Below are 25,134 nucleotides of genomic sequence, written 5' to 3'. Positions count from 1 at the left end.
TTACAAATCCCTTCGCAGTCTTGGATCGAGCATGTCGCGTAGTCCATCCCCCACCATCTGGAGCGAGAGGACGGAAAGAATGATGGCGAAGCCGGGGAAGTAGGTCATCCAGTCGGCCTGACCGATATATTGGCGTCCTGCCGCAATCATGGTTCCCCAGGTTGGAATCTCGGGGCTTACGCCGAGACCAAGGAAAGAGAGCCCCGCTTCGGCGAGCATTGCGCTCGCAAAAAGGAAAGTGCACTGCACGATGATGGGTGAGATCAGATTTCTCAGCACGTGCCGCGTCATGATGTGGAATGTCGAAATTCCAAGCGATTGGGCCGCTTCGACATAGGGCAACTCACGGATCACCAGCGTTGAGGCGCGCACAATGCGCGCCAGCCTCGGTGCGTAAACAACAGACAGCGCAACGATGACCGTCGCCAGCGACGGGCCGAGCGCCGCGACCAGCGCAATGGCCAGCAGAATGTCGGGGAATGCCATCATCGCGTCGATCAGGCGAGCGATCGGCGTATCCAGACGCTGAAAGAAGCCTGCAAGCAATCCGAGCGTAACCCCTATGATCGCCGACAGGACAACGACCGCCGCGCCCACCATAAGTGACAGCCGTCCGGCATAGATCGTGCGAGAAAAGACATCGCGCCCGAACTCATCCGTACCGAACCAGAACATCTCGCTCGGTGGCTTGAGCCGGTTGACGATAGAAAGCTTCGACGGTGAATAAGGCGCGATCCAGGGTGCCAGCAGCGCGAGGATGGCGAAGACGGCAAGCACAATGATGCCTGCCGCCACCGTCTTGCGTTTGAACAGCCGACGGATGAACAAAGCGCGTTCCGAAGGGGCTTTTTGCGTGGTCGTAACAAGATCGGCCATCAGTAGCGAACCCTCGGATCTACGAACAGATAGAGCATGTCGATGATGAAATTGATCAGGACATAGAGCCCCGCGATGACGAGCAGCGCGCCCTGAATTACCGGATAATCCCGTCGGAGGACCGCAGACACGACAAGATTGCCAACCCCCGGCAGGCCGAACACAGTCTCCGTCACCACAGCGCCGGAGATCAGAACGGCTGCGGTGAGACCGACGACTGTGAGGATAGGGATAAGCGCATTCTTCAATGCGTGCTTCATGATCACGCGCCGCTCGATCAACCCCTTTGCGCGCGCCGTGCGGATGTAATCGTCACCAAGAACATCAAGCATTGAGGCGCGCGTGAAACGCAGGATCAGAGCGGAGGAAACCAGCCCCAGCGCGATGGCTGGCAGGATCAGATGGTACATTCGATCGATGAAGCTCGAACCCGGCCCGCCATAGCCGGATACCGGAAACAGGTTCAGCCGGACGGCAAAAAACTGCATGAGGATGAGACCGAGCCAGAAGCTCGGTATGCTCGCTGCAAGCATAGCAACCGTTGTCGCCGCCTGATCGACAAAGGAACCGCGCCGATAAGCTGCATAAACTCCAACCGGCAGGGCAATGATGCAGGCAATCAGAAGCGAAAGAACGGTCAGAAAGAAGGTCGGCTCAGCCCGGTCGAGCAATGCTGCACCAACCGGCATGTTGAGGAAGATCGACTGGCCGAGATCGCCCTTCAGTAGCTGACCGATGTAGTAGAAGTATTGGATGACCAGCGACTGATCGAGTCCGAGTCGAGCGCGCAGATCGGCAATGTCCTGCGCCGATGCGTCCGGCCCAAGCATGACGGCGGCAGGATCGCCGGGCGTCACACGAACGATCACGAATACGATCGTTACGACCAGAAACATGACGACAGCCATGCCGACAAACCGCTGAAGGATGTAGCGCACCATGCGATCAGATTCTCCAGGTTGAACCATTCAGCGAATGCCGACCGTAAGGACGGCATTCGCCTTGCCGGAAGTTACTTCTTCAACGAAGCATTCCAGAAGTAAGGCCACGGCGCTGGCTCGACGCCCTCCAGCTTGGTGGACATCGCTGCAACGGCATTGAAGTCGCCGATCTTGATCAGGGGCAGTTCGTCATAGATGGTCTTCTGAACGTCCGCCCACAGCGCAACGCGCTTTTCCGGATTGGATTCGGACGTGAAAGCATCGACTACGGTTTTACGCGCTGGCGTGTCCCACCAACCCGGCGAACTGGTCGACAGAGAGCCCATCAAAGCAGGCTCGGGCAGGAAGGGGCTGTGCGTTATGTAGATATCCCAGAGCTTGGGATCTGCGCGGCGCTGTGTCAGCGTCGCCCAATCGACAACCTGCAAATCCACTGTAAAACCGGCAAGTTTCAGATATTCGGCAGCCACCTGCGCCATCTTGTAATGGAACTCGTACTGGCGGCTGGTCAGAATACGCAGCGGCTCGCCGTTGTAGCCGGCCGCCTTCAATTCTTCCGCTGCAGCTTCCGGCTGGGCCACATTGTAGTTCCCTTCGACGCCAGCTTCTGTATTCCAGACAAAATTGGACGGATAGAAAGCGCCGTCCAATGCATAGAATTCCGTGCTGCCAAATGCCGCTGCAAGCATGTCTTCCATGCTCAGCGCATGTGTCACGGCCTTTCGGACCGGCAGTTTCGACGCCACACCTTCCTTGGTGTTGAAAACAAAGACAGGATAGCCGAAGGGCTTGAGAAGCAATGGCTGGGAAGCTGTCGAAGACTTGATCTTGTCAAATGATTCAACCGGAATGGAATCGACATAATCATACTGTCCGGAAACCGCTGCCTCGACACGGGTGTTAGCATCCGGGACTGACACGAAACGGATTTCGTCTAGATATTGATGGCGTGCGCCACCGTAACCATCACTCTCACCGTCGCGCGACTTGTATCCGTCGAAACGCACGAGCTGAATATACTGATCAGCCTTTCGCTCCTTGAGCATATAGGGACCGGTACCGATAAATTCATTCATCGGCTCAGCCTGTTTTTCTGACGGTATGATGATCGCCGCAGAGTTGTTGAAGGCAAGCAGAGAGGTCAATGGCGCATAAGGCTGCTTGAGCGTTATCGTCACTGTGGCCGGATCGGTCGCCGCGATATTATCGATAAAGGCCGACGCCTGCTTTCCGCGCGAAGCGAGCTTCGTCCAGCGCTCCAGCGACGCAACCACGTCTTCCGACGTCATGTCGCTACCGTCATGGAACTTGATGCCGGAACGCAGCTTGATCGTATAGGTTTTTCCATCCGCGCTGATTTCAGGCAGGCTTTCTGCCAGCAATGGCGTCGGCTTCCATTCCTTGTCGAACGTATAGAGCGTTTCGAAGATATGCTGCGTGACGATACCCACAAGATCGGCAGTGGATACCATCGGGTCAAGCGTCGGCGGCTCGCCAATGGTCGCGACATTGATGACACCACCCTTGTCCTGAGCCAGCGAAACGCCGGGACTGAAGATCATGGCAGAAGCCAGAAGGAGTGCTAATTTGATCCGCAAGGCAGAACCCCCATTTTTGATTTGTTCCACAATTATGTTATATAGGCTTTTATAAAAGAATAACCGAGAACTTGGAGGTGTCAATCCATCAAAGCACATCGACTGGAAATCTTCCGTCGATAACGATGGAATGCTCATACTATGTGGGCATTTCGGATTTTATGGGTGGCAGCACCAAAGCTGTGTCGATATGAGTGCGCCATGACACGCAAAGGCCAGGGCTATCTCTTCACACTTCTCGCGGTTACCATTTTTGCAACGCAGGATGGTATTTCGAAGTATCTTGGCACCCATTATTCGCCGATCCTCATAACGATGATCCGCTATTGGGTCTTTGCAGCCTTCGTCCTCCTGCTTGCAATCCGCTCCGGAGGCATTGCCAAGGCCGCAGCAACGAAACGTCCCTTTTTACAGGTTTTTCGCGGCATCCTGCTTGCTGCTGAAATCGTTACATTCATATTCGCCCTCAGTCGCGCGGGCATGGCAACGGCACAATCGATCTTTCAGGGCGCACCGCTATTGGTGACCATGCTCTCTGTGCCCTTCCTTGGCGAAAAGGTTGGCTGGAGACGTTGGACTGCAATTATTGTTGGGTTGATCGGTGTTCTGCTGATTATCAATCCAGTGAACGCGACATTCGACGCAAGCCTGCTTCTGCCCGTGGCGGCGATGGTCATGTTCGCCGTTTACGCGGTTGCGACACGCGCCGTCAGCAAGAGCGACGATGCCATGACCAGCTTCTTCTACACCGGCATAGCAGGTGCTGTTGCCCTCACATTTGTCGGCAGTTTCTATCTCATGCCTATTGCCAGAAGCGACTGGCTCTGGATGGCAGCCCTTTGTGCCTGCGGTATCGCAAGCCATTATTTCCTCATCCGTGCCTACAACATTCTGGAGGCAGGAGAAGTACAACCGCTTACCTATCTGCAGCTCGTTATCGGCGCGTGTATCGCAGTCACAGTGTTCCACGAGCAATTGACTTGGAACATCATTGCCGGTGCGGTCATCGTCGTCAGCGCCGGATTGTTCTCGGTCTTCCGCGAGCGGCAGCTTGGCAAAAGAAATCCACCCGCGCTTGGATAGGTTTCAATTCTCAATGCCTGATATACCGACGAGTCAGAGATTTCGAGTACTTTCCATCAAATCGGCTCCAATCACTGACCCAACGACAGGGCTCACTGGCTTGACAAATTAAACTTGATAATTTAATTCATGTTTTGACCTCTACTGGTCGCGTAGACTTCCAGCCGGCGCTTGACCTATTGAGAGCGCCGGTCTTTTTATGTCTTGTGCAAAACAAGCGCGGTCGAGTGGAACAGTCATGACGCAGCCAATAAGCTATATCGAAACCGATTGCGCGATTGCGGGCGGTGGGCCAGCAGGAATGATGCTGGGACTTTTGCTTGCACGCGCTGGTGTGAACGTGACCGTTCTCGAAAAGCATCCAGATTTTCTGCGTGATTTTCGCGGGGACACAATTCACCCGTCCACGCTTCAAGTCATGCATGAACTCGGCTTGCTGGACGGTCTTCTCGACTTGCCCCATACCAAGGCGTATCGGCTACATGCGGAGATTGGCGGCAAGGACATCACGATAGCCGATTTTTCGAGAATTCCCGCTCAGTGTTGTTTCATCGCTTTCATGCCGCAATGGGAATTTCTGAATTACATTGCACGCGAAGCTGCGAAATATTCAAACTTCAGGCTCCTTATGCCTGCAAGTGTGATCAATCTGACCGAGAAGGACGGAAGTGTCACCGGCCTCGTCGCGACAACACCAGCTGAAACCATAAATATCAATGCCAAACTTGTTGTGGGTGCGGACGGAAGAAACTCCGTGGTGCGCACAAAAGCCGGTCTGGAGGTCGAAAGTTTTGGCTCGCCAAGCGAAATTCTCTGGATGAAGCTGTCGCACGCTCCCAATGACCCACCCTATACGATGGGCCATGGCGGCCCTCGACAGGGTTTCGTCATGATCGATCGCGGCGACTACTGGCAATGCGGTTATGTACTCCGCAAACAGACCTTTGCCGATGTCAGGCAGGGAGGACTCGATGCATTCCGCAAGGCAGTTGCAGAAGTCTCTCCATTGCCTCCTGACCGAATGAACGAAATAGGCACATGGGATGACATTCATCTCTTGAGCGTACGCATCGACCGACTTAAAACGTGGTGGAAACCGGGGCTTCTGTGTATCGGCGATGCCGCCCATGCCATGTCGCCAATTGGTGGCTTTGGGGTCAATCTCGCCATTCAGGATGCTGTTGCAGCAGCCAATATTCTGGCCGCTCCGCTCAGGGATAACCAAACTTTGGAACCGTATCTCCTAGCAGTCGAAGCCCGACGTCGCTTTCCCACAAAGGCAACGCAGAAACTGCAACTGATGATGCGCAGTGATCGTCGCAAGCGTGAAACGAACAATACCAGACGCGATGGACCACCCGCCTTTATGCGTCACCTCGCACGCTGGCCCATTCTTGCACATCTTGCGGGCAGGTTGATCGGTGTCGGCTTCCGCCCGGAGCATGTCAGGACGGCTGAGTTTCAGTCCGTATCGTCAAGTTCGTCGTGAATACCGGCGACGATCTCAAGTCGCTGTTGCGCCGATTTCCCCGCATATGAAGCATAGGTCAACGCCAGAAGCCGGATGGCGCTGCTGACGGCGGTATAAGATGCGCCCAATCCGATACTGTCTACATGACACGGAAGAACAACACGCGCGTAACGCTGTGCCTCAAAAACAGATCCTCGGTCCGTAATGGTCACGATATTCAACCGGCTCGTCACGGCATAACCCAGAATTTGTTTCAGCAATGCCCGATGCGGTGGCAATGTGATCAGCAGCAACACATCCTTCGGACCAGTCATGGCCAGATCCTCAGCCCATGACCCCTGGTTGATGCCCAGGAGCATCACGCTGTGGCGCAGCCTTGAAAACAGAAGCCGCGCGTAGCGCGCAAACCCTTCCTCGTCACCAAGCCCGATCACCCAGACACGCGGTGCTTCTGCAATAAGTTCGGCAGCTTCGCGCATCTTGTCGGAGCGAAGCGCCTCGAACGTCCGGGTAATATTGGCGATCTCCAGATCGAGATGTGCGCTGATGGTACGCACCAGCGGCACTTCTTCGTCAACCGTACTCGAATATTCAAAAGGTTCGGTACGGTTACGCTCCTCACGCGCCTGAAGTTTCACTTCATTGAAATCGGCATAGCCCAGATGTTGAAAGAAGCGAGCTGTGGTCGCCTTGGATACGCCGGCCATCTCCGCGATTTCGGTAGCGGAATGAATCAGAATGTCGTCCTCGCGCTCGAGAACGAGCTGCGCGATTTTCTGCTCGCCTGCCGTGAGCTTTGCGTAGCGCTCCTGTATGCGCAGTACCAGACGTGAAGCCATGTGCGTTTATTCCGAATCTCTCTGTGCACTAAAAAAGCTTATCATCGCCTCTTGCAATACTGAAACATTTGTTTCATTGATAGTGAAACATTGAAATTCATGGATTCTCCATGGCGTATTCCCGCAATACACGGCAGCGCATCTGGGATCGGCTGAAAGACGTCGCGCGCCCTGATGCACGCTTCCACTTCAAATTCTCGGAATTCATACCGGACTTTGAAGGAGTAGAGGCAGCTACGGATCGCTTGCTGGCGATTGAAGGGATTGCGAAAGCCAAATTGGTTTTTGTGACGCCAGATAATTCCATGATCGAGTTGCGCCGTCGCCTGATCATGTCGGGTACACCATTCATCATGCCGACCTACGGCATGCAGCGCGGCTTTCTTCTGCTCGAACCGGGATCCGTTCCCCCGGGGTTGGAGAAAGCCGCAGCCTGGCTTGACGGAATGGAACATTTCGGTCGATCGGTCAGTCTAGAAGACCTGACCCATATCGGTCGTTTTGATGTCATTGCGACTGGCGCATCCGCTGTTTCCATCGATGGAGTCCGTTTTGGCAAAGGCCATGCGTTCTTCGATCTGGAATGGGGCATGTTCACCGATCTGGGACTTGCCGACGAGCAGTCTCTGATTGTGGCAGCCGTGCATGACGTACAGATCGTGGAAGAGCGCCTCAACGTATCGGAGAACGATATTGCTCTCGACTTCATTGCCACGCCCAGCCGCCTGATCGAGATAACGCGCAACCGTCGCAGGCCGCGCGGTATTCGCTGGAACGACGTTTCAGCCGAAGACATCCAGTCCATCCCGCCGCTGCGTGAGCTTGCGCGCATGCGCGGCATTGCCTGACAGTTCAGCACCAAAAGGAAAATTCAATGAATATTGCCCTGGATCGCCGTCGTTTTCTCGGACTGATGGGCGCCGCAGCCGCTCTGCCAGCCATGAGCCGTTTTGCCTCTGCGGATACACCATTCAACTTTCAGGCTTCCTGGATCAATGACGCGGAATTCAGCGGTTATTTCATTGCAGTAGACAAGGGTTTCTATCGCGAAGAAGGCCTCGACCTGAACTATATCTCCGGTGGCCCCGACGTCATTCCGGAAAGCACGATCATTGCGGGCAAGGCCGATCTGACCCTCACCACCCCCGACACGACGATCAAGGCAATCGTCGAACAGGGTGCGCCTTTCAAGATCATCGGCGCCCAGTATCAGAAGAACCCAATCGGTATTATTTCGCTGGCCAAGAACCCGATCAGGGAGCCAAAGGACCTGATCGGTAAAACGCTGGCTGTACCGCCGGTCAACGTCATCTCGGTTGAAGCCATGCTGAAGATTTCGGGCATAGAGCCTTCTCAAGTCAACATCGTTCCTTACGCCTATGATCCGACGCCGCTCATCAAGGGTGAAATCGACGCTTCACTCGATTTTACGACCAATGTTCCTTTCACCATCAAGCAGGCTGGCGAAGAGGCAGTTTCCTTCCTGCTCTATGATTTTGGCTTTACGATCTTCAACGATACGGTTGTCGTTACGGAAGAAACACTCAAGACAAAGCGCAAGGATCTCGTTGCTTTCCTTCGCGCAAGCCGCAAGGGCTGGGATGAAAACCTCAAGGACCCAGCAGCCTACCCACCAAAATTTGCCGACAGCTGGTTCAAGGGCACCGGCCGCTCGATCGAAAACGAAGTCTATTTCAACACGGCGCAGAAGCCGCTGATCGAGACGCCGAATGGTGTATTCTCCATGAGCGAAGAAGCCATCGAGAACACGATCAAGGCGCTCGGTACGATTGGCATCGCCGCCAAGCGCGATCATTTCGACACAACGCTTCTTGAAGAGATTTGATGCCTGATATGTCCGGGATCAAACTTGAAAATGTGACGCGCTCCTTTTCGGGGCGCGGCACGAACGTAATTGCACTATCCGATGTCTCGCTCGAATGCCCCACCGGCTCGTTCACTGCACTCATCGGACCGTCCGGTTGTGGCAAGTCGACCATGTTGCGGCTGGCACTCGGTCTCGATCAGCCTGATAACGGCTCGATTTCAGTCATGGGCAAAAGCCCTGTAGAGGCCGCAACGGCCGGACTGACCGGTGTGGCTTTTCAGGATGCAGCGCTCATGCCATGGCGGAGTGTCGAAGACAATATTGCTCTGCCACTGGATGTGCTTGGCCTGTCTCGTTCAGCAAAGACCGACCGGATTGCCGAATTGATCGCCCTTGTTGGCCTCAAAGGCTTCGAAAAAGCACTTCCGGGTGAGCTTTCCGGCGGCATGCGCCAGCGTGTGGCAATTGCCCGATCTCTGGTCACCGATCCGCGCGTTCTGTTTCTTGACGAGCCTTTCGGCGCACTCGACCAGATATTGCGCCGCCAGATGAACATTGAGCTTCAACGCATATGGCTTGAAAGCAAGGCCACCACCCTGCTTGTCACCCATGGCATAGACGAAGCGGTTTTCCTCGCCGACCGGATCGTGGTGATGCACAGTCGCCCCGGACGCATCGCGAAGATCATCAATATTCCGCTGGAACGCCCACGCAGCCCCGAAATATTCAGCACATCGCAATTCCATGCGCTGGAGGACGCTGTCGCGGAGGCTTTGCATGGCTGACATGAAGCCATCAACCCATCTCTCCACCTTGCGCAACTGGGTTATTCTTCTTGCAGTCTGGGAGATTTGTGGCCGCTTTTCCCTGATTGCAGGCGGCGCCTTGCCAGCACCTTCGGCGGTCCTGGCCCGTCTGTGGATCGACCGTGCCGATTATCCAGCTCATATACTAGCGACACTTCAGGGCGCCGGTGCTGGCTTTGTCATCGGAAACCTTGTTGCCGTAGCTGCAGGCATTCTGTTCGCCCTCTTTCCAGCTGCCGCAAAACTGGGTCGGGGCGTCAACATCGCGATTTTTGCACTGCCTCCAATTGCCATCTCGCCTATTCTGGTTCTGACTTTTTCAGGAATGACGCCGCGTATCACGCTGGCGGCACTTGGTTGTTATTTCATCACCATGGCCGCCACCATGACTGGCATCAGCCAGACGGACCGCCGTATGGTGGATATTGTTCGTGCCTATGGTGGCAACCGATGGAAAGTGCTGCGTCTGGCCCAATTGCGATCCGCTCTGCCGTCAATCCTTGCCGGTCTGCGTATTGCCGCTCCCAATGCGGTTCTAGGCTCCATTCTGGCTGAGTTTGGTGGCGGTGGGCGTTTCGGTCTCGGCGCCTATCTGATAGGTTCTCTCGGGCGAGCAGAACCGACCCGGCTCTGGGGTATAGGTCTGTGCGCTACCTTGCTCGCAGGATTGGCCTATGCGCTCTTTTCCATTCTTGCAAAAATGCTGACTGGCAGCACCAAGGCCACCACCGTCCCAGCCAACGCTCCAAACACTGCCCCGCGCGGCTCTCGCGGCCTAAACTTTATTCTCGTCATTTGTTCGATCGCGCTTCCGTTCGTCTTGTGGTGGCTGCTGCTCGTTTTCATGGGAACACCGGCCATGATCGCCAAGACACCAGCCGGACTGTTCGACTATCTTTTCCTCGCTCCGTCCGCAGCTCCCGCACAGGCAAAATTGCTGACAGCGCTTTCACAGACTTTACCGCTTACCTTTCTTGGCATGGCAGCAGGCATCCTTTTCGCCTTTGCCCTCGCCATCGCCTCAGTCGCCAAGCCTGCCATCGTGCGCGGCTTCATGCCTGTCGCCCTTGTCACGCAGACAATGCCACTCGTTGCCCTGACACCCCTGCTCGTTTTGTTATTGGGACGCGGCCCGTCCGTCATCCTCTGGATTACGGTCTCAGTCACCTTCTTCCCTGCCTTCGTGACTATGGCTCAGGGCATGGCACTGGTTCCTCGTGCCGCACTGGATGTGCCCCGCGCCTATGGCGCCAGCATCTGGACACAAATCCGTCTGGTATCTGTGCCTGCCTCCCTGCCCTATCTCTTCGCTGCCATTCGCCTTGCCGTACCGCGCGCTTTGCTCGGCGTCATGATTGCAGAATGGCTGGCAACGGGTACAGGGCTCGGAAACCTTCTCAACCAGTCACGCGGCTATCTCGACTACGGCATGATCTGGGCCGTTGCCGTGGTGTCCGTGATGCTGTCCGTCATTTTCTATCAAATCGTAGCCCTCTGCGAGCGCCAGGTGCTCGCACGCCGAGGCATGAGCCCGGCAGACTAAAATGCAAGGAGTCCCCATGGAAATCACCGATCACAAAGCTTCCGTTCGCGAACGTGTGTGGAGCGAGTTGCGCAAGGTGGCCGTCCCGGATAGCCGTTTCCATTTCGACTTCGGCGAGTTCATCGCAGATTTTGAAGGTGGGGAGGATGCGGTAGCCCGGCTGACAAGCCATCATTATTATCAGAACGCAGATTTCATCTTCATTACGCCCGATAATTGTCTCGACCGCCTGCGTCTTCAGGCTTTGAAAGACGGCAAGACCGTTCTGATAACCACATATTCCATCAAGCGCGGCTTCTGGGTTCTCGATCCGAAGCTGATTTCGCCGGATTATTATCTTTACGCCTCGACGCTCGACGGCATGGAGCGTGTGGGACAGCCGGTCACGCTGAAAGATATCTCGGCTATGCCGGTCGTCGATTACATGGTCACCGGCACCGGCGCGATCAATCTCGAGGGCGTACGCTTCGGCAAAGGGCATGGCTTCTTCGATGCCGAATGGGGCATGCTTTACCGTCTGGGCCGTATCACCGCAGCGACGCCTGCTGCCGCTGTCGTACACGACTGTCAGGTTCTGAGCGAAAAGCTCACGCCGGATGTCTATGACACCGTCGCGGACGTGATTTTCACACCCACCCGCACAATAGAGGTGAAGGACCCACACAAGCCAACCTGCGGAATCATCTGGGACCGCCTCGATCCTGTTATGTACGAAACGATCCCTCCGCTTCAGGAATTGAAGGCTATGGGCCTCTAGGTGTGTTCTTCCAAAAACTAAAAGCCGGATGCTGTAAACGCATCCGGCTTTTTAGTTTGGATAGCCTGAGATCGTTACACGCCGGTCACGAGCTTCAGCGCGATAGACCACATCGTAACGGCAATGATGCCTTCAAGAATGCGCCATGACGACGGGCGGGCAAAGATCGGGCGCAGCCAGCGGGCACCGAAGCCAAGCGAAAAGAAAAACACGAAGGATGCGGTGATAGCCCCCGCCGCGAACGACGTTTCCAAACCGGGAAACTGCGTAGAAATCGTTCCGAGCAGCACGACAGTATCCAGATAGACATGCGGATTGAGCCAAGTCAGTGCCAGACAAGTAGCAAGCGTCTTGGTGAGGCTCACGGACGCCCCGTTCGCAGTGGCCAGAACCGCTGACGAGGTGAAAGCAGAGTAAAGGCTTCGCGCACCATACCAGATCAGAAAAGCTGCACCGCCATATCGCATGATGGGATCGAGCGCAGGCATGATGGCAGCGATCTTCTGGAAGCTTGTCACACCTATCAGGATCAGGATGGCATCCGATACAGCACAAGCCAGGCTGACGGCGAACACATGCTCATCGCGTAAACCCTGCCGCAGAACGAAAGCGTTTTGTGCACCAATCGCGACAATGAGGGTGAGGCCCATGGTAAAGCCGGTTACGTAGATTGAAGTGTTCATAAATGGTCGCCATTTGGGAGTAAGTTGGCACTTGGATACCAAATGCTAGCGGATTAGAATAATTAAACTTAATAACTTCAGTTTAGGAATTCTAATGATCGACTATTCCGCCTTGAGAGCAGTGGCGATGGTGGTTCAGACGGGCAGTTTTGAGAAAGCCGCACGAGCGTTGAACGTCACTCCGTCAGCAATCTCGCAACGTGTCAAACATCTCGAAGAGCGGCTTGGCGCAGTACTCATTGAGCGAGGCTCTCCTTGCACGGCGACCGAAAAAGGAGACTGGTTGTGCCGGCATATCGAGCAGGTAGGCATGCTCGAACGCGAACTTCTGGCAGAGTTGCCTGGACTGTCCGGAAGCGAGAATACTGCACAGCGCGTAACGCTTCATATAGCGACCAACGCCGATAGTCTGGGCACGTGGTTTCTGAAAGCAATCTCGCATTTCAGCACGACAGCGGAATATCTTTTCAACATTGCGGTCGACGATCAGGATCACACTGCCGAATGGCTGCAGCGCGGGCGTGTCGTAGCCGCCGTGACTTCTTTATCAAAGCCAGTTCAAGGCTGTCGTCTAACCCCGCTTGGTATCCTTCAATATCGCGCCACGGCATCACCGGAATTCATCGCTCGCCACTTTCCAGACGGAATAACCCACGATGCTATTGCCAAAGCTCCGGCACTGACGTTCAACCAAAAGGACAGATTGCAGGATCAGTGGGTGCGCACTGCCCTCCGAACCGACATAGCATGCCCGACACATTGGCTTCCCTCAACACAGGCTTTTGTCGAGGCAAGCCTGTCAGGCATGGGATGGGGGATGAATCCGGTGCAGTTGGTCGGTGACCATTTGCAGTCGGGCAAACTGGTCGAACTCATCCCGGATACGCCGCTGGATATTCCCCTGTTCTGGCAGGTCAACCGCCTTGCGGCCGACAGGCTCGCAAGCCTGACACAGACGGTTTTGACGACGGCACGACAGGAGCTTGCGCCTATCTCAAACAAATGAGGAAAGCCGCCAATTCGAAAAACACATGGAAACAATGGGATGAAGCAATATTTTCTGTACCATTGCCGTCAATCACCATCTGTTTTCTTGAACGTGAACAGCGATTGAGCGATGCATGATGCATGAAGCTCCTGTTCCTCATCGTGGCGCTGATCGCCCTTGCCTTTCTCGGCTGCTATTTGCAGATGTTTTTTGCCGTGCCGTAAACGCGCAGCAATCTTGATCTGCCGAGAACACACGCTATGAGTGTTCAGGAAAGCTCAATTCTACAAGGAAAAGGCAGGATCAATGATCCTGCCCCGTTTGTGCAACGCCCGCTGCCTCTTCACAGACTCTGACATGTTCAGCCAGTGCCTCAAGCTGCAGAAAAGCGCTTATGGTACAGATATCCCGCTTCTGAAACTTTGGAAGCTCCTGAAGCTCCTTCAATCTGGTGAGAAGTGCACCGCGGTTCATGGTTTTCCCTCCATCTTTCTGGCTATCCGCAAGACTGGTGTTAGAATGCATTTCGATCCGATTGAATCAGATCGGCGCTCTAACCTTTTCTATTGTAAGCATAATCTTATCGACCTTCGTTTCACTCCGGTCGGATTATGCTTTAATCAGGCTGCCCGCACCTTCGCTTTTGTTTTCAACGGAAGCTCGATATCGACTTCGAGCGTCGACATCTGGTCACCCCGATCCATTTTCACGCTGACCTTGTCGCGATCAATCTGGATATGCTTGGCGATAACGGCGAGAATTTCCTCCCGCAATACCGCAACAAGATCGGAATGTTCGTGTGACGCCCTTTCATGGGCGAGCAGAACCTGCAACCGTTCGCGCGCTTGCGGCGCGGAAGCAGGCTTGCTGAAGAAACGAAACAGGCTCATGCCGCTCTCCTTCCGAAAAGTTTACCCAGAAGGCCGCGCTTTTCGGATGGAACAGTCATCGGCACTTCTTCGCCGGCGAGGCGGCGGGCTGCGTCGAGATAAGCCAATGCAGGCGCACTGCGCTGATCGGCGAGCGTTACTGGGGAACCAATATTGGATGCCCGCAGAACGTCCTGGCTTTCCGGAATGATACCCAGAAGCGGAATGGACAGAATTTCGAGAACGTCATCAACCTTCAGCATGTCGCCGCGCTCGGCACGTACCGGGTCATAACGGGTCAGCAAGAGATGCTTTTCCACACGTTCGCCACGTTCGGCCTTGAGTGTCTTGGCATCCAGCAGACCGATGATACGGTCGGAATCGCGCACAGATGACACTTCAGGATTCGTGACAACCACAGCCATATCCGCATGACGCATGGCGAGTGTGGCACCGCGTTCGATCCCGGCGGGGCTATCGCAAATGATCCAGTCGAACTCTTTCTTGAGATCTTCCATGACGCGGTCGACGCCATCAGTGGTCAGGTTATCCTTATCGCGCGTCTGGGAGGCAGGCAGCAGATACAGTGTCTCAAGGCGCTTGTCGCGGATCAAAGCCTGCGGAAGCTTTGCGTCACCCTGAATGACATTAACCAGATCGAACACGACGCGACGTTCAGCCCCCATGACGAGGTCAAGGTTACGCAGACCAACATCGAAGTCGATAACGACTGTCTTCTCGCCGCGTTGCGCCAGCGCAGCGCCGATTGCAGCGGTTGATGTCGTTTTGCCAACGCCACCCTTACCGGAAGTTACAACAATCACTTTTGCCATATTTGTCTCCTGTATCTCCCGCGCGCCTCCAGAGCATTCGTTACCCGGGATATGAAATGCTCTGCTTTTCTTTTTCAGCACTCAAAAGTGCCCTGACAATTTGTCTGGACCAGCATTTTCCCAAGGCTGTTCGGCCGTTTGGGAAACATGCTAGTTTAGCGTTTCGGCCATCATGTAATCGCCGTCGAGCCAGAGCTGGACTGCCTGTCCGCGCAATCGGCTCTCCATGTCTTCGGCCGTCTTGTAAAGACCGTCGATGGCAACGAGTTCTGCCTCCATCTTGCGACAGAAAATGCGCGCATCGGCATTTCCGGCTGTCCCAGCCATCGCACGACCGCGCAGCGCGCCATAAACGTGGATCGAGCCACCAGCCACCACTTCCGCACCGGACGCTACAGAACCAACAATCGTTACATCGCCGTCCGGAAAGTAGACCGACTGACCAGACCGTACCGGCTCGGTAACCACCATGGACGGAACGGCCTTGACGAGTTGTACCGATGCGGGTGCCACCGGAGTGCGCTCCTGCGACTTCGGTTCTGTGATCTCCGGGTCGAAATCTGCGGCAGGTTGTCCGCCACGCATCGCTGGCGGCATGCCTGGCCCCAGCAGAGAGGGCCGCGCATTTTCAAAGCCCGTGATCCAGACACCACGTTTAACCAAATCCTCAAGCAATTGAACCAATTGCGGACGCTCGATCGAAACGTTCTCCAGATCGAGAACGATCGGGCGATTCAGAAAGAAACCCACGGAACGGGCTGCAAGATCGTCCAGCTTGTCGAGCCAGCCATCGAGCGGCAGTTCAGGCGAGAGTACCAGCGCAAGAAAGGATCTCCCTTTCAAACGGATTGGACGAGACTGTGTTAGCACTTGATTCATCTTGGTTAAAAAACGGTTTATCCGGTCTATATGTGCAATGGTTAACAGATGGTTAATTTCTGAAGCCAGAACGCCCCCATTGCTGAAGCGGCCGGTCCCTTTTGACGATCAAAGCATAACTATCGACGAGGCATTAGCCTCCAGACACAGAACGCAACATTGTGCCCACCTGAACAGCCGAAAGCGCCTCCAGCCTGGAAACGACTCAGCTTATTCTTGATTGTAAACGGATATCAGGATCGATAATCATCGTTTCTTCACCCATCCACAGAAGACAACGCAGAAAATATAAAATTAATTTCCAATCAAATATGACGCTACGTAATGTATTATAATTTTATAATATATTTTTATTTAGCCAAAAATCAGAATAACTTGTAGCAAGTGGAAAGCTGCCGAACCTTATCCGATTCTTTTTAAAGTATATTTCTTCTAATTGTTCCGGAATTGCAGATCAACTAAATCAGTTTCTGGTATTGTCGACACTGCGTCAAGAATTCCATGAACAATCTGCGCCATGAGGAATCTTCACACGCCCTATCAGCCAACCTAGCCGACGCAGCAAATGAGTATAACCCAACGAAGCAACAGCGATCTTTCTGATCGCTTTCATTCCTCTTCGAACGCAGCTTTATTCAGTGGGAATAATCCCTGACGGAAACACTGAAATATAAATCTTCTGGAAGGTTCCGCTCAAAGGAACCGCCTCGCGTTTGGGCGGGGGGCTTAGGGGCGCGAGGCGGGCGAGCTCTCAGGAGTGCACGCACAGGGAAAATGGAACGTTAGCTCCGATTCTGGAACTAACAATACGTTCCAGCCTGAAAAATTACGTGAGTAGAATATAGAAAAGCCCACAACGCTCGGGAGGAGGAGAACGTTGTGGGCTTAATCTGTAAGCGCGATTGGGAGGAGGAGTATCGCGCTTTGGGTCCGGTTCTTGGGAGGAGGAGTGAACCGGACGTTTTTTTAATAACCCGTTCAGCCGGCCTACTCAATCAACAAGCTTGCATTGCTGATATGCACTTTCAACAGATCCAAATGAAAACCGCCTCGCAGCGAATGAACGCGCTGAGGCGGCATATCTCCCCCGAAAGCCCCCAATCGAAGAAGATAGAAGAACTTACTCACAGCTTTGACGAAAATAAATAGACAATCTGCACGCACACTTGAAAATCTGGTGAACAATATCAGCCAATGGTTGAGAAACCTATCTCAACGAACTTTTCCGCGTCTGCAACTGTTCGACTAAACACTATTAAAGAACGGGTATATTTCAGTCCTGCAGTGCAATTAAAATGCTCTTGTACCGGATGGAACCTGAATGACTATCACCCAATAACCCTACACAAATTTCAGTATTTTCTGAAAATTATAGAGTTCTATTAAGGGGTTGCTTTCTCCATGAGCACGGTTATTGTTCCTCTCACTTGGAGGAGGGAGTACCGCCCCAGCGCGCTAGACCGCTGCGGGGCGGTTTCTTTTTTAGCTACCCAAAAATGCATATCTGCATTGCAGCGTTGCCCCTTGTAAGCAGCGGCCCTTATTCCTATCTTGGGCTTGTTCGGTTTTACTCCTCCTCCCAAAAACCGAACCCAAAGCGCGATACTCCTCCTCCCAATCGCGCTTTATAGATCCGCCCACTGCACATTCCTCCTCCCAGTGCAGTGGGCGCTCTCTTTTCTGGAAAACTCTTCACACATATCGGAAATTTGTGCCCAATCAGGTGACCCTTTGGCTATTTCAGTAGTTTTAAGGGTTTGCAGGTAATTTCTGCGCGTGATGCACGAGGGAGCGGGGTTCCATGTTCTTCAGCACGACCTTCAAATCGGCCAGACCGACGCTGCTATGCGCGCCTATGCTCTGGCTAGGTTTTGTTCTCGTTCTGCTGATCGCGCTTCTGTCATTCAGGCTCAATGCCCCCATTGGGCCAATGTACTGGGACAGCTACATCTACTTCGACGCAGCCCAGCGCATAAGAATGGACCAGATTCCCGGTGTAGACTTTTCCACGCCTGTCGGACCGCTTGGCTACTATCTTTTTGCATGGGGACACTCCCTGTTCCCACAGGCGCAACCGCTTTTGTTCGTTCAATGGTCAATATTGGTCGTTGCAGCCCCTCTGATGGCATGGGTACTGACAGAGCTTCCCCCCCATAATCGAATAACCGGATTTCTGATCCTTGTTCCATTTCTGGTTTTCGCAATCTTTCCGGCCAATACACAAAGCTTTTATCCCTACCCCGGACTGGATGGGTTTGGCATTTATAACCGCCATACATCGCTTTTGCTCTACGTGCTGATGTGCGGATTGCTGTTTATGCGAAACGGCGCAAAGCTCGCGCTGTTTTGTGCGGCAGTGATGCTCGCCTTGTTTTTGATGAAGGTCACGGGCTTTCTTGCAGGTGGACTGTTCGGGCTTGCGGCACTTCTCGCTGGACGAATCTCTATTCGCAACGTTCTGCTGGCCGCCGCCATTACCGTTGCATTTCTGTTCGTCCTTGAATTGTACAATGGGATTATCGGCGGATATATTCGCGATATCGCCTCATTGATCGCCCTGAACGAAGAAGCCCTGCTGCCGCGTTTCCTGACCGTCATATCGTTGAAGCTGGACGTCATTCTGCCAGCGACGATCCTTGTTCTCATTCTTTTCTGGAATGAACAGTTCCATTCCGGCAAACACAATCGCTTTTTCGACCGGAGTTCGGTCTGGCTCGCCGTTGGGCTTCTGGGTGGCATCATCCTTGAGACACAGAACACCGGAAGTCAGGAATTCATATTCCTTTGGCCCATCCTGCTTATGATTTTTCAGCGGATAAAAGCCGGCACCGAGAAGCTCAAAATCGCCTTCGTCGTGCTCGCTGCCTTCTGTGCCCTTCCGACATTCTCCAAGGTTGCGCACCGTACCCTGCGCGCCGTTGCCGTAGCCCCGACTTATGTGCAACCGTCCTTCCCGGAACTGAAGAACCTCGGGCAGGTGTTGACCCGGCCCGATTTCCTGCAACGGGCAGAGCTTTTCGAAACCCACTACCCGGAAAACAATGCAGCCTATGACGCGCTGGCAGCGCAAGGCCAACTACCTAGCTGGCAGCTTTATTCGGAAATCGATTTCCAGGTCTACTGGCTCGTTTCTGCAAACCGGATGGTGAAGGATCTGAAATCCTTCGAGACCCGGAACAACGTTCGCCTGCAAAGCATCATGTCGCTCGACTTCGTCAATCCGTTTGCATGGATATTGGATCGCGATGCGACACGGCATATCCAGATCGGCGCCGACCCCTTCCGCACTGTCCCGGCGTTATCCAAGGAAACGAAGGCTGCCGTAGAAGCAACAGACGGCATATTGCGCCCGAAATGTCCGACGACGACCAATCGTCTTGCCTTGCAGAAAATATATGCCGAAGCACTGCAGGATCGCGCCGTCGTCGCTTTGAACCCCTGTTGGGATTTGCTGCTTCGCCCCGGCTTTATTCCGTAATCAGAAACGGCTCATTTGATCTGAGCCTTGACGAAATCCCGCACAATCCGGACGATGCCGCGTGAAAGGACCTCATCCAGCGCCTTGATGAATGCGTCCACATGCTCCCGCCCGCAGATCAGCGGCGGCTCAAGACGGATGACGTTTCGATTATATTCAGTAAAGGCGACCAGAACCCCATGATCGCGCAGCAGATGGCTGCCAATAAAGCCGGGAAGTGAACCTTTCAGTTTTTCATCAAGCATTGCCAGGACTGGTCGCAGCACGACCGGCATCGTCTGGGAAAAATCATGGAACTCCAGCCCCACCATCATCCCCTTCCCGCGCACATCTTTCAAAAGCGCAGGATAGCGGCTCTGCAGTTCGTGCAGCCGATCCAGAAGATATTCCCCGACATCGGCTGCGTTATCAATCAGATGCTCGTCGTAAAGAACGTTCAGAGCTTCAATCGACGTAACGCAGGCTTCGCCAATCCCGCCAAAAGTCGCCATCGCATGGATCATCGCCGTCTTGGGCGTGCCGTAAGCCTTCATGTAGACGTCGCGCCGCGCGATCATGGCGGCCATTGCGGTCTTTCCACCGCCAAGCGACTTCGCCAGTGCGGTGACATCCGGTATGACGCCATAATGCTCGAAAGCATAGAATTTCCCGGTTCGTCCCAACCCACATTGCACTTCATCGGCAACCCAGATCACACCATACTGGTCGCAAAGGCTTCGCAACTTTTGCCAGAACTGTGCATCAGTTTGAATGATACCGCCACCACCTTGCACCGTTTCAAGCACAATCACCCCGATCTCGGGGTCAGAGCGAAACGCATTTTCAATGGCTGCAATGTCACCGAAGGGAACCCGAACGGTGTTATCGACCAGCTTGAATTCGCCACGATATAGCCCGCCATCAGTGATGGACAGAACACCCTTCGTTTTGCCATGGAACGAATTTTCCGCATAGACGATCTTGGGCTTTTTAGGACCTGCGGCGCGCTCTGCGACCTTGATCGCGGCTTCCATCGCCTCAGAACCGGAAGACCCCAGAAACACCATGTCGAGATCTCCCGGCGAGCAAGCCGCAATGTCATAAGCAAGAGCGGCCGCATATTGCGACATGAAGGCGATTGCAATCTCGTGGCGCATTTCTTCCTGAAACTGACGCCGTGCTTCGAGAATACGCGGGTGATTATGGCCAAAAGCCAGCGATCCGAACCCGCCGAAAAAATCGAGAATGGCGCGCCCATTCTGATCATAATAATACATGCCTTCAGCGCGTTCGATCTTCACCTTGTGAAAGCCGAGCAGCTTCATGAAGTGAAGCTGGCCTGGATTGAGGTGAGTGGTAAACAGCTCCGTCATCCGTGGCAGATCGAGCGCTTTCGCCTCGGCAACCGTCAACAGCTTCGGCTTCGGCGTTGTATTGGTCTTGTTCATTTCTGCCTCTATGCCGTTTCGGAAGCCCGCACATCCGATGATGCCGCGCCGATTTTCTTGCGATATTCGCTGTAAGCCGCGATCAGCATATCCTCATCACGATATTGCGGTATCCAGCCAAGCTCGCGCTCGCCCTTCGAGACATCGAGAACACACATTTCGTCGGCAATCAGATATTGCTCCGGGTCCATGATCGGCATGTTCATCCAGTCCAGCAGATCCAGCGTGCGTTTCACCGCCCAGGCGGGTGTTGGCAACAAAATAGATTTCGAACCTGCATGGCTGATCAGATCACCAAGCAGTTTGCGGACGGGAGGCGGATTGAGCGAGCCGAGATTATAGGCCTCGTTTGGAACACCAGCCTTGAAAGCGGCACGTGCCGCCTCCGCACAGTCGAACACCGAAATGAACTGGTAAGGGTTCCTGCCCGAGCCGATCATCGGCACCGGCAAATTGTAATCAATCAGCTTGAACAGCTTTTCCAGAATGCCGAGACGGCCCGGTCCAATGATAAGACGAGGACGAAACAGGGAGATATTCATGCCCCGCACGCGCCATTCAATGGCGAGTTCTTCGGTTTTCAGTTTTGACAGGCCGTACTCACCGAGCGGCTTGCACGGATGGTCTTCTTTCTGCGGCCAGACATAGGTGTGCCCGTACACCATATCGGTGGTGAAATGGACGAGCTTGTTGGCACCAGCCACATCCATCGCCTTGATGATGTTCGCCGTCCCGTAATAATTGACGGGAAAGAAGAAGTCGTGCCGCTTTGCCCGGACCTGAATTGGTGAAAGCATTTTGGCGGACAGGTTATAGACCATGTCGTCTGCGCGGATACCAAGCCTGCGGATTGCTTCCGGATCGGTCACATCAGTCGCGATGAAAGCGGCATCAGTATAGTGTGGCAGATCGCTTTTCACGATATCCGCGACAAGGACCTCGTGACCATCGGCAAGTAGCTTTGGAGCAAGATAGCGCCCGACAAAACCGTCGCCACCGAAGATTACATGTCTCATCGTACTGCCCCCGTTCAACTATGTGTCTGCTGGTTCACATGCGTCTCCGCCTGCGGTTCGGACGGCTTGCCGCTTTGTGCGATCAGCACTGTCCCGATGCAGATGAACGCAATTCCCGCAATCTTGTAGGCGCCAAGTTCCTCCTTGAACAAAAGCCAGGCGAACAGAGCGACCGCGACATAGGCGAGACTGAGGAACGGATAGGCAAACGAAAGATCCACTTTCGACAGCACGTAAAGATGCGACGCCATCGAGATCACGAAGGTGAGCAAACCGGCAAAAATCCAGGGATTGAAGACAATCTGGAATATGCGCTGGATCAATGTTTCGGCTGAAAAGCTGATCGGCCCGAGCGTCAGCATGCCATATTTCAACATCAACTGCGCGGCAGCATTGGTCATGACTGTGAACAGGATGAAGGGAATATATTTCATCACGTTTCCTAACCTGCAGCGCCGAGCATCAATGCGGTCCGGCGCCAGAAATTGGAATTGAAAGCCTTGTCGCGAAAGGCCTCGAAATCGCGCCAGCGCGGATAGCTTGCAGCAAAAACCTCTGCGCTCATCCTTTGGTCCTTATACGGATTGACCCGGCCACCGGCCTCAACAGTCATCTGGTCCAGACGGTTCAGCAATTCCAGCGTTGTGTGGCCACGATTGGGGAAATCCATCGTCAGCGTATATCCCGGCATCGGAAATGACATGAGACCGGGAGACTTCATCGAACCGAAACGCTTGAGTACCGTCAGAAAGGAGACCTGTCCTGCATTGCGACTTGCCTCAAGCATCGCTGGAACGATCTTTCGGGCTGCTTCGAACGGAATTACACTTTGATGCTGGTAGAGCCCTGCCGGGCCGTAAAGCCTGTTCCAGTTTCTCACTCCGTCGAGTGGATAAAAGAAGCTTTGATACGGCACTCTACGCGCTGTTTTCAGCCACCTCTTGCGCTGGAAATAGGCCGCATTGAAAAGCGACAGGCTTGTCTTGTTCAACAGCGAGAATGGCAATTCAACCGGCACGCCAAACCGCCCAGCGATCGAAATAGAGCCATTCGGCGCGGCAACATGATTACCGACCATCAGCAAGCCCCGGCCATCGGAGAGCTGATCGACCCAGGCAACAGCATATTCATTTTCATGATCGGCCACCCCGGCCATATCAAAATAAGCATCAAGGTTGGCGAAGGGCAGAACCTTTTCCTCGACATCGAGACCGCCGACCCGCTTGAGCCGGATCGTTGCGCGAAGAATTAATCCGGTTAGTCCCATTCCACCGATGGTTGCCCGAAACAGATCAATGTGCTCCGTATCGGAACATCTGTAGTAGACGCTGTCCGAGCGAAGCAGTTCCAGCCTTTCAACATGACACCCGAAAGTACCCTGCCGGTGATGGTTTTTACCATGCACGTCATTGGCAATGGCGCCGCCGAGCGTCACAAACTGCGTGCCCGGCGTGACAGGGAGGAAATAGCCATGCGGAGTAACATGGGTGACGATTTCACTCAAAAACACGCCGCTCTCAGCCGTCAGCAATCCCGTATCTGGATCGAAGTGTAGTATCTTTCTCCGCGCCTGCATGGGCACGAGAAAGCCCATATCATTATGGCAGCTATCGCCGTAGGAGCGACCATTTCCGAATGGCAAAAGGCTCGCATCGCCGGGCAAGGCTGGCGTGAAATCAGTCTCCAGTCTCTCCAGCGGAAGGTATTGCCGGCTTCGCCGGTTAATACGTCCGAAACTGTCGAAGGATTGTTCCATCAGCGCATACCAGCCACAAGAAGCAGCACCGCGCCAAGCGCGATGACGACCTGACTGCGCCAATCCCTCGCAATGAAGAGGACCGGGTCGTCATCCATGTCGCCGCGATGCGCCAATATCCACACACGCACGTTGATATAGAGTACGATCGGACCGAGCGGCCATATCAGCCAGGGATAGGTGTAGAGCGTCTTGACGGCATCGCTATTGATATAGAGTGCCAAAACCAGCGCTGCGGTAAACGCGGCTGCGACCCCACACTGTCCGACAATATCGCGATCTTCCGGACGGTAACCTCGCCCCAAAATCCGGTCCTTTTCTGTCACGGTAGCGCCCTGCAGTTCGACATAACGCTTCACCAGCGCCAGCGACAGAAAGAAGAACATGGCAAAGGCCATCAGCCAGAACGATGGCGGGATATAGGAAGCCGCCGACCCTCCCAATAGCCGCAGGCTGTAAAGTCCCGCGAGGCAAATCACGTCTCCCAACAACATGCGTTTCAAGGCGAAGGTATAGGCGGTCGTGAAAAACAGATAGGTGACGATTGCAAGCGTAAAGGCGGGCGGAAGGAAAAGGCAGACGAAAGCCGTCAGAAGCAACAACAGGGCCGCAACGCTTAGGCCAAAGGGAATGGATATCTTTCCGTGTGCAAAAGGTCGCTGATTTTTTCGCACATGTCTTCGATCCACCGGAAGATCGACAATATCATTGACGATATAGATCGCAGACGATGCCGCAGAAAAGGCCACGAATGCCAGGCAAGTCGCAATCAACACGTCTGGCTTCATTATGTCATGCGCCAGAATGGCCGGGACAAAGACGAGCAGATTCTTTAGCCACTGATGAACGCGGAGCATACGAGCATAGGTTCGAATAGTTGGTTTTTCGGCACTGAAAAGTTCACAACCAGTTTGCTTCTGGAAATGTGCCGCTGCACGATCAGGTGCGACAACGATCGCCTGTCGGGCTGCATCGAAAACAGGCAGGTCATCACGATCATTTCCGGCATAGTCGAATCCCTGTCGTCCATAGTGCTCGACAAGCAGATCAGCCTTGCGCTGTGCCGAAAGATTGGTCGTACCGGATGTTGAATAGACAGCACTGAAAATCCCAAGCTCAGACGCAACAGCCCTAGCCATCGGTTCAGCGGCAGCTGTTGCCAGCACCAAAGTCCGCCCCGACCCATGTTCGCTACGCAGAAATTCCAGAAACTCGGTTCGGTAGGGAAGTCGCGATGCATCGAGCGTTACGCGCTCAGCCACCTGTCGCTTGAGATATGCCTTGCCTGAGAACAGCCACACCGGCAGCATGAAGACGAACAGGATGTTCCTCTTCAAAAGAAGAAAAATACCCTCCCACAGCAGATCGGTCGAAACCAGAGTTCCGTCCAGATCGACTGCCAGCGGCACATTCTCGCTGCTTTGCCCCCGCGTATCCATTTTCAGCCCTTTTCCGCTCAGGCG

22 protein-coding genes are annotated in these 25,134 nt (G+C 54.1%); 9 read left to right on the top strand and 13 right to left on the bottom strand.

Annotated elements, in window-relative coordinates:
- From AC1RHM_RS09565 to AC1RHM_RS09555, 3 genes are all read right to left on the bottom strand, one after another.
- The gene (locus AC1RHM_RS09565; RefSeq protein WP_010660950.1) at positions 1–876 is read right to left on the bottom strand and encodes an ABC transporter permease; all 876 of its coding nucleotides are present in this window, start codon (positions 874–876) and stop codon (positions 1–3) included.
- Positions 876–1,817, bottom strand: coding sequence for an ABC transporter permease (locus AC1RHM_RS09560; protein WP_010660949.1), 942 nt, complete (start codon positions 1,815–1,817; stop codon positions 876–878). Before AC1RHM_RS09560 ends, AC1RHM_RS09565 begins: the two co-directional genes overlap by 1 nt.
- 71 nt (positions 1,818–1,888) lie before the next feature.
- Positions 1,889–3,379 carry an ABC transporter substrate-binding protein gene (locus tag AC1RHM_RS09555; protein WP_373418748.1) on the bottom strand — a complete coding sequence of 497 codons (1,491 nt, stop codon included), beginning with the start codon at positions 3,377–3,379 and terminating at the stop codon, positions 1,889–1,891.
- A gap of 237 nt (positions 3,380–3,616) precedes the next feature.
- Between AC1RHM_RS09555 and AC1RHM_RS09550 the strand changes: the two genes are divergently transcribed.
- Together AC1RHM_RS09550 and AC1RHM_RS09545 are read left to right on the top strand one after the other, a co-directional pair.
- On the top strand, positions 3,617–4,498 hold the full coding sequence (locus tag AC1RHM_RS09550) for a DMT family transporter (RefSeq protein WP_010660947.1): 882 nt from the start codon (positions 3,617–3,619) through the stop codon (positions 4,496–4,498).
- A gap of 238 nt (positions 4,499–4,736) precedes the next feature.
- Positions 4,737–5,987 carry an FAD-dependent oxidoreductase gene (locus AC1RHM_RS09545; RefSeq protein ID WP_010660946.1) on the top strand — a complete coding sequence of 417 codons (1,251 nt, stop codon included), beginning with the start codon at positions 4,737–4,739 and terminating at the stop codon, positions 5,985–5,987.
- On the opposite strand, the gene AC1RHM_RS09540 is transcribed toward AC1RHM_RS09545, so the two are convergent.
- The gene (locus AC1RHM_RS09540) at positions 5,960–6,808 is read right to left on the bottom strand and encodes a MurR/RpiR family transcriptional regulator (protein ID WP_010660945.1); all 849 of its coding nucleotides are present in this window, start codon (positions 6,806–6,808) and stop codon (positions 5,960–5,962) included. The two genes, AC1RHM_RS09545 and AC1RHM_RS09540, sit on opposite strands and share 28 nt — an antisense overlap.
- A 110-nt stretch (positions 6,809–6,918) precedes the next feature.
- Here AC1RHM_RS09540 and AC1RHM_RS09535 point away from each other — a divergent pair, with 110 nt between their 5' ends.
- From AC1RHM_RS09535 to AC1RHM_RS09515, 5 genes are read left to right on the top strand one after another with little or no spacing between them, the layout of a single operon-like run.
- Positions 6,919–7,656: a 5-formyltetrahydrofolate cyclo-ligase gene (locus AC1RHM_RS09535; protein WP_010660944.1), complete on the top strand. Its 738-nt coding sequence runs from the start codon at positions 6,919–6,921 to the stop codon at positions 7,654–7,656.
- A 26-nt stretch (positions 7,657–7,682) separates the two neighbouring features.
- Positions 7,683–8,654, top strand: coding sequence for an ABC transporter substrate-binding protein (locus AC1RHM_RS09530; protein ID WP_010660943.1), 972 nt, complete (start codon positions 7,683–7,685; stop codon positions 8,652–8,654).
- The gene (locus AC1RHM_RS09525; RefSeq protein ID WP_010660942.1) at positions 8,654–9,421 is read left to right on the top strand and encodes an ABC transporter ATP-binding protein; all 768 of its coding nucleotides are present in this window, start codon (positions 8,654–8,656) and stop codon (positions 9,419–9,421) included. The genes AC1RHM_RS09530 and AC1RHM_RS09525 overlap by 1 nt, the downstream gene beginning before the upstream one ends.
- On the top strand, positions 9,414–10,985 hold the full coding sequence (locus AC1RHM_RS09520; protein ID WP_010660941.1) for an ABC transporter permease: 1,572 nt from the start codon (positions 9,414–9,416) through the stop codon (positions 10,983–10,985). Before AC1RHM_RS09525 ends, AC1RHM_RS09520 begins: the two co-directional genes overlap by 8 nt.
- A gap of 16 nt (positions 10,986–11,001) precedes the next feature.
- Positions 11,002–11,742 (top strand): 5-formyltetrahydrofolate cyclo-ligase, encoded by a 741-nt coding sequence (locus tag AC1RHM_RS09515; protein ID WP_010660940.1) that lies wholly within the window; start codon positions 11,002–11,004, stop codon positions 11,740–11,742.
- Positions 11,743–11,816: 74 nt separating this feature from the next.
- Here the strand turns inward: AC1RHM_RS09515 and AC1RHM_RS09510 are convergent, their stop codons facing one another.
- Positions 11,817–12,425, bottom strand: a complete 609-nt coding sequence (locus tag AC1RHM_RS09510; RefSeq protein WP_010660939.1) for a LysE/ArgO family amino acid transporter — start codon at positions 12,423–12,425, stop codon at positions 11,817–11,819.
- A 94-nt stretch (positions 12,426–12,519) separates the two neighbouring features.
- Here AC1RHM_RS09510 and AC1RHM_RS09505 point away from each other — a divergent pair, with 94 nt between their 5' ends.
- Positions 12,520–13,431: a LysR family transcriptional regulator ArgP gene (locus AC1RHM_RS09505; RefSeq protein ID WP_011982706.1), complete on the top strand. Its 912-nt coding sequence runs from the start codon at positions 12,520–12,522 to the stop codon at positions 13,429–13,431.
- Between the two features lie 602 nt (positions 13,432–14,033).
- Here AC1RHM_RS09505 and minE read toward each other — a convergent pair.
- From minE to minC, 3 genes are all read right to left on the bottom strand, one after another.
- Positions 14,034–14,303: a cell division topological specificity factor MinE gene (gene minE / locus AC1RHM_RS09500; RefSeq protein WP_006468449.1), complete on the bottom strand. Its 270-nt coding sequence runs from the start codon at positions 14,301–14,303 to the stop codon at positions 14,034–14,036.
- Positions 14,300–15,115, bottom strand: a complete 816-nt coding sequence (gene minD, locus AC1RHM_RS09495; RefSeq protein ID WP_010660936.1) for a septum site-determining protein MinD — start codon at positions 15,113–15,115, stop codon at positions 14,300–14,302. Before minD ends, minE begins: the two co-directional genes overlap by 4 nt.
- Positions 15,116–15,265: 150 nt before the next feature.
- Positions 15,266–15,994, bottom strand: a complete 729-nt coding sequence (gene minC, locus AC1RHM_RS09490) for a septum site-determining protein MinC (protein WP_010660935.1) — start codon at positions 15,992–15,994, stop codon at positions 15,266–15,268.
- Between the two features lie 1,801 nt (positions 15,995–17,795).
- Between minC and AC1RHM_RS09485 the strand changes: the two genes are divergently transcribed.
- Positions 17,796–19,472 (top strand): hypothetical protein, encoded by a 1,677-nt coding sequence (locus AC1RHM_RS09485; protein WP_151895819.1) that lies wholly within the window; start codon positions 17,796–17,798, stop codon positions 19,470–19,472.
- A gap of 11 nt (positions 19,473–19,483) precedes the next feature.
- Here AC1RHM_RS09485 and AC1RHM_RS09480 read toward each other — a convergent pair whose 3' ends face one another.
- From AC1RHM_RS09480 to AC1RHM_RS09460, 5 genes are read right to left on the bottom strand one after another with little or no spacing between them, the layout of a single operon-like run.
- On the bottom strand, positions 19,484–20,899 hold the full coding sequence (locus AC1RHM_RS09480) for an aspartate aminotransferase family protein (RefSeq protein ID WP_043061615.1): 1,416 nt from the start codon (positions 20,897–20,899) through the stop codon (positions 19,484–19,486).
- An 8-nt stretch (positions 20,900–20,907) separates the two neighbouring features.
- Positions 20,908–21,915, bottom strand: coding sequence for an NAD-dependent epimerase/dehydratase family protein (locus AC1RHM_RS09475; protein WP_036577902.1), 1,008 nt, complete (start codon positions 21,913–21,915; stop codon positions 20,908–20,910).
- A gap of 14 nt (positions 21,916–21,929) precedes the next feature.
- On the bottom strand, positions 21,930–22,349 hold the full coding sequence (locus tag AC1RHM_RS09470; protein WP_010660930.1) for an EamA family transporter: 420 nt from the start codon (positions 22,347–22,349) through the stop codon (positions 21,930–21,932).
- 8 nt (positions 22,350–22,357) lie between these two features.
- Positions 22,358–23,671, bottom strand: a complete 1,314-nt coding sequence (locus AC1RHM_RS09465; protein WP_151895818.1) for an FAD-binding oxidoreductase — start codon at positions 23,669–23,671, stop codon at positions 22,358–22,360.
- Positions 23,671–25,110, bottom strand: coding sequence for a UbiA family prenyltransferase (locus AC1RHM_RS09460; protein ID WP_151895882.1), 1,440 nt, complete (start codon positions 25,108–25,110; stop codon positions 23,671–23,673). The genes AC1RHM_RS09465 and AC1RHM_RS09460 overlap by 1 nt, the downstream gene beginning before the upstream one ends.
- Positions 25,111–25,134 lie beyond the last annotated feature (24 nt).

Source organism: Brucella sp. GW823-FHT04E01 (assembly GCF_058796175.1).
This window is presented reverse-complemented; position numbering and strand designations above follow the sequence as displayed.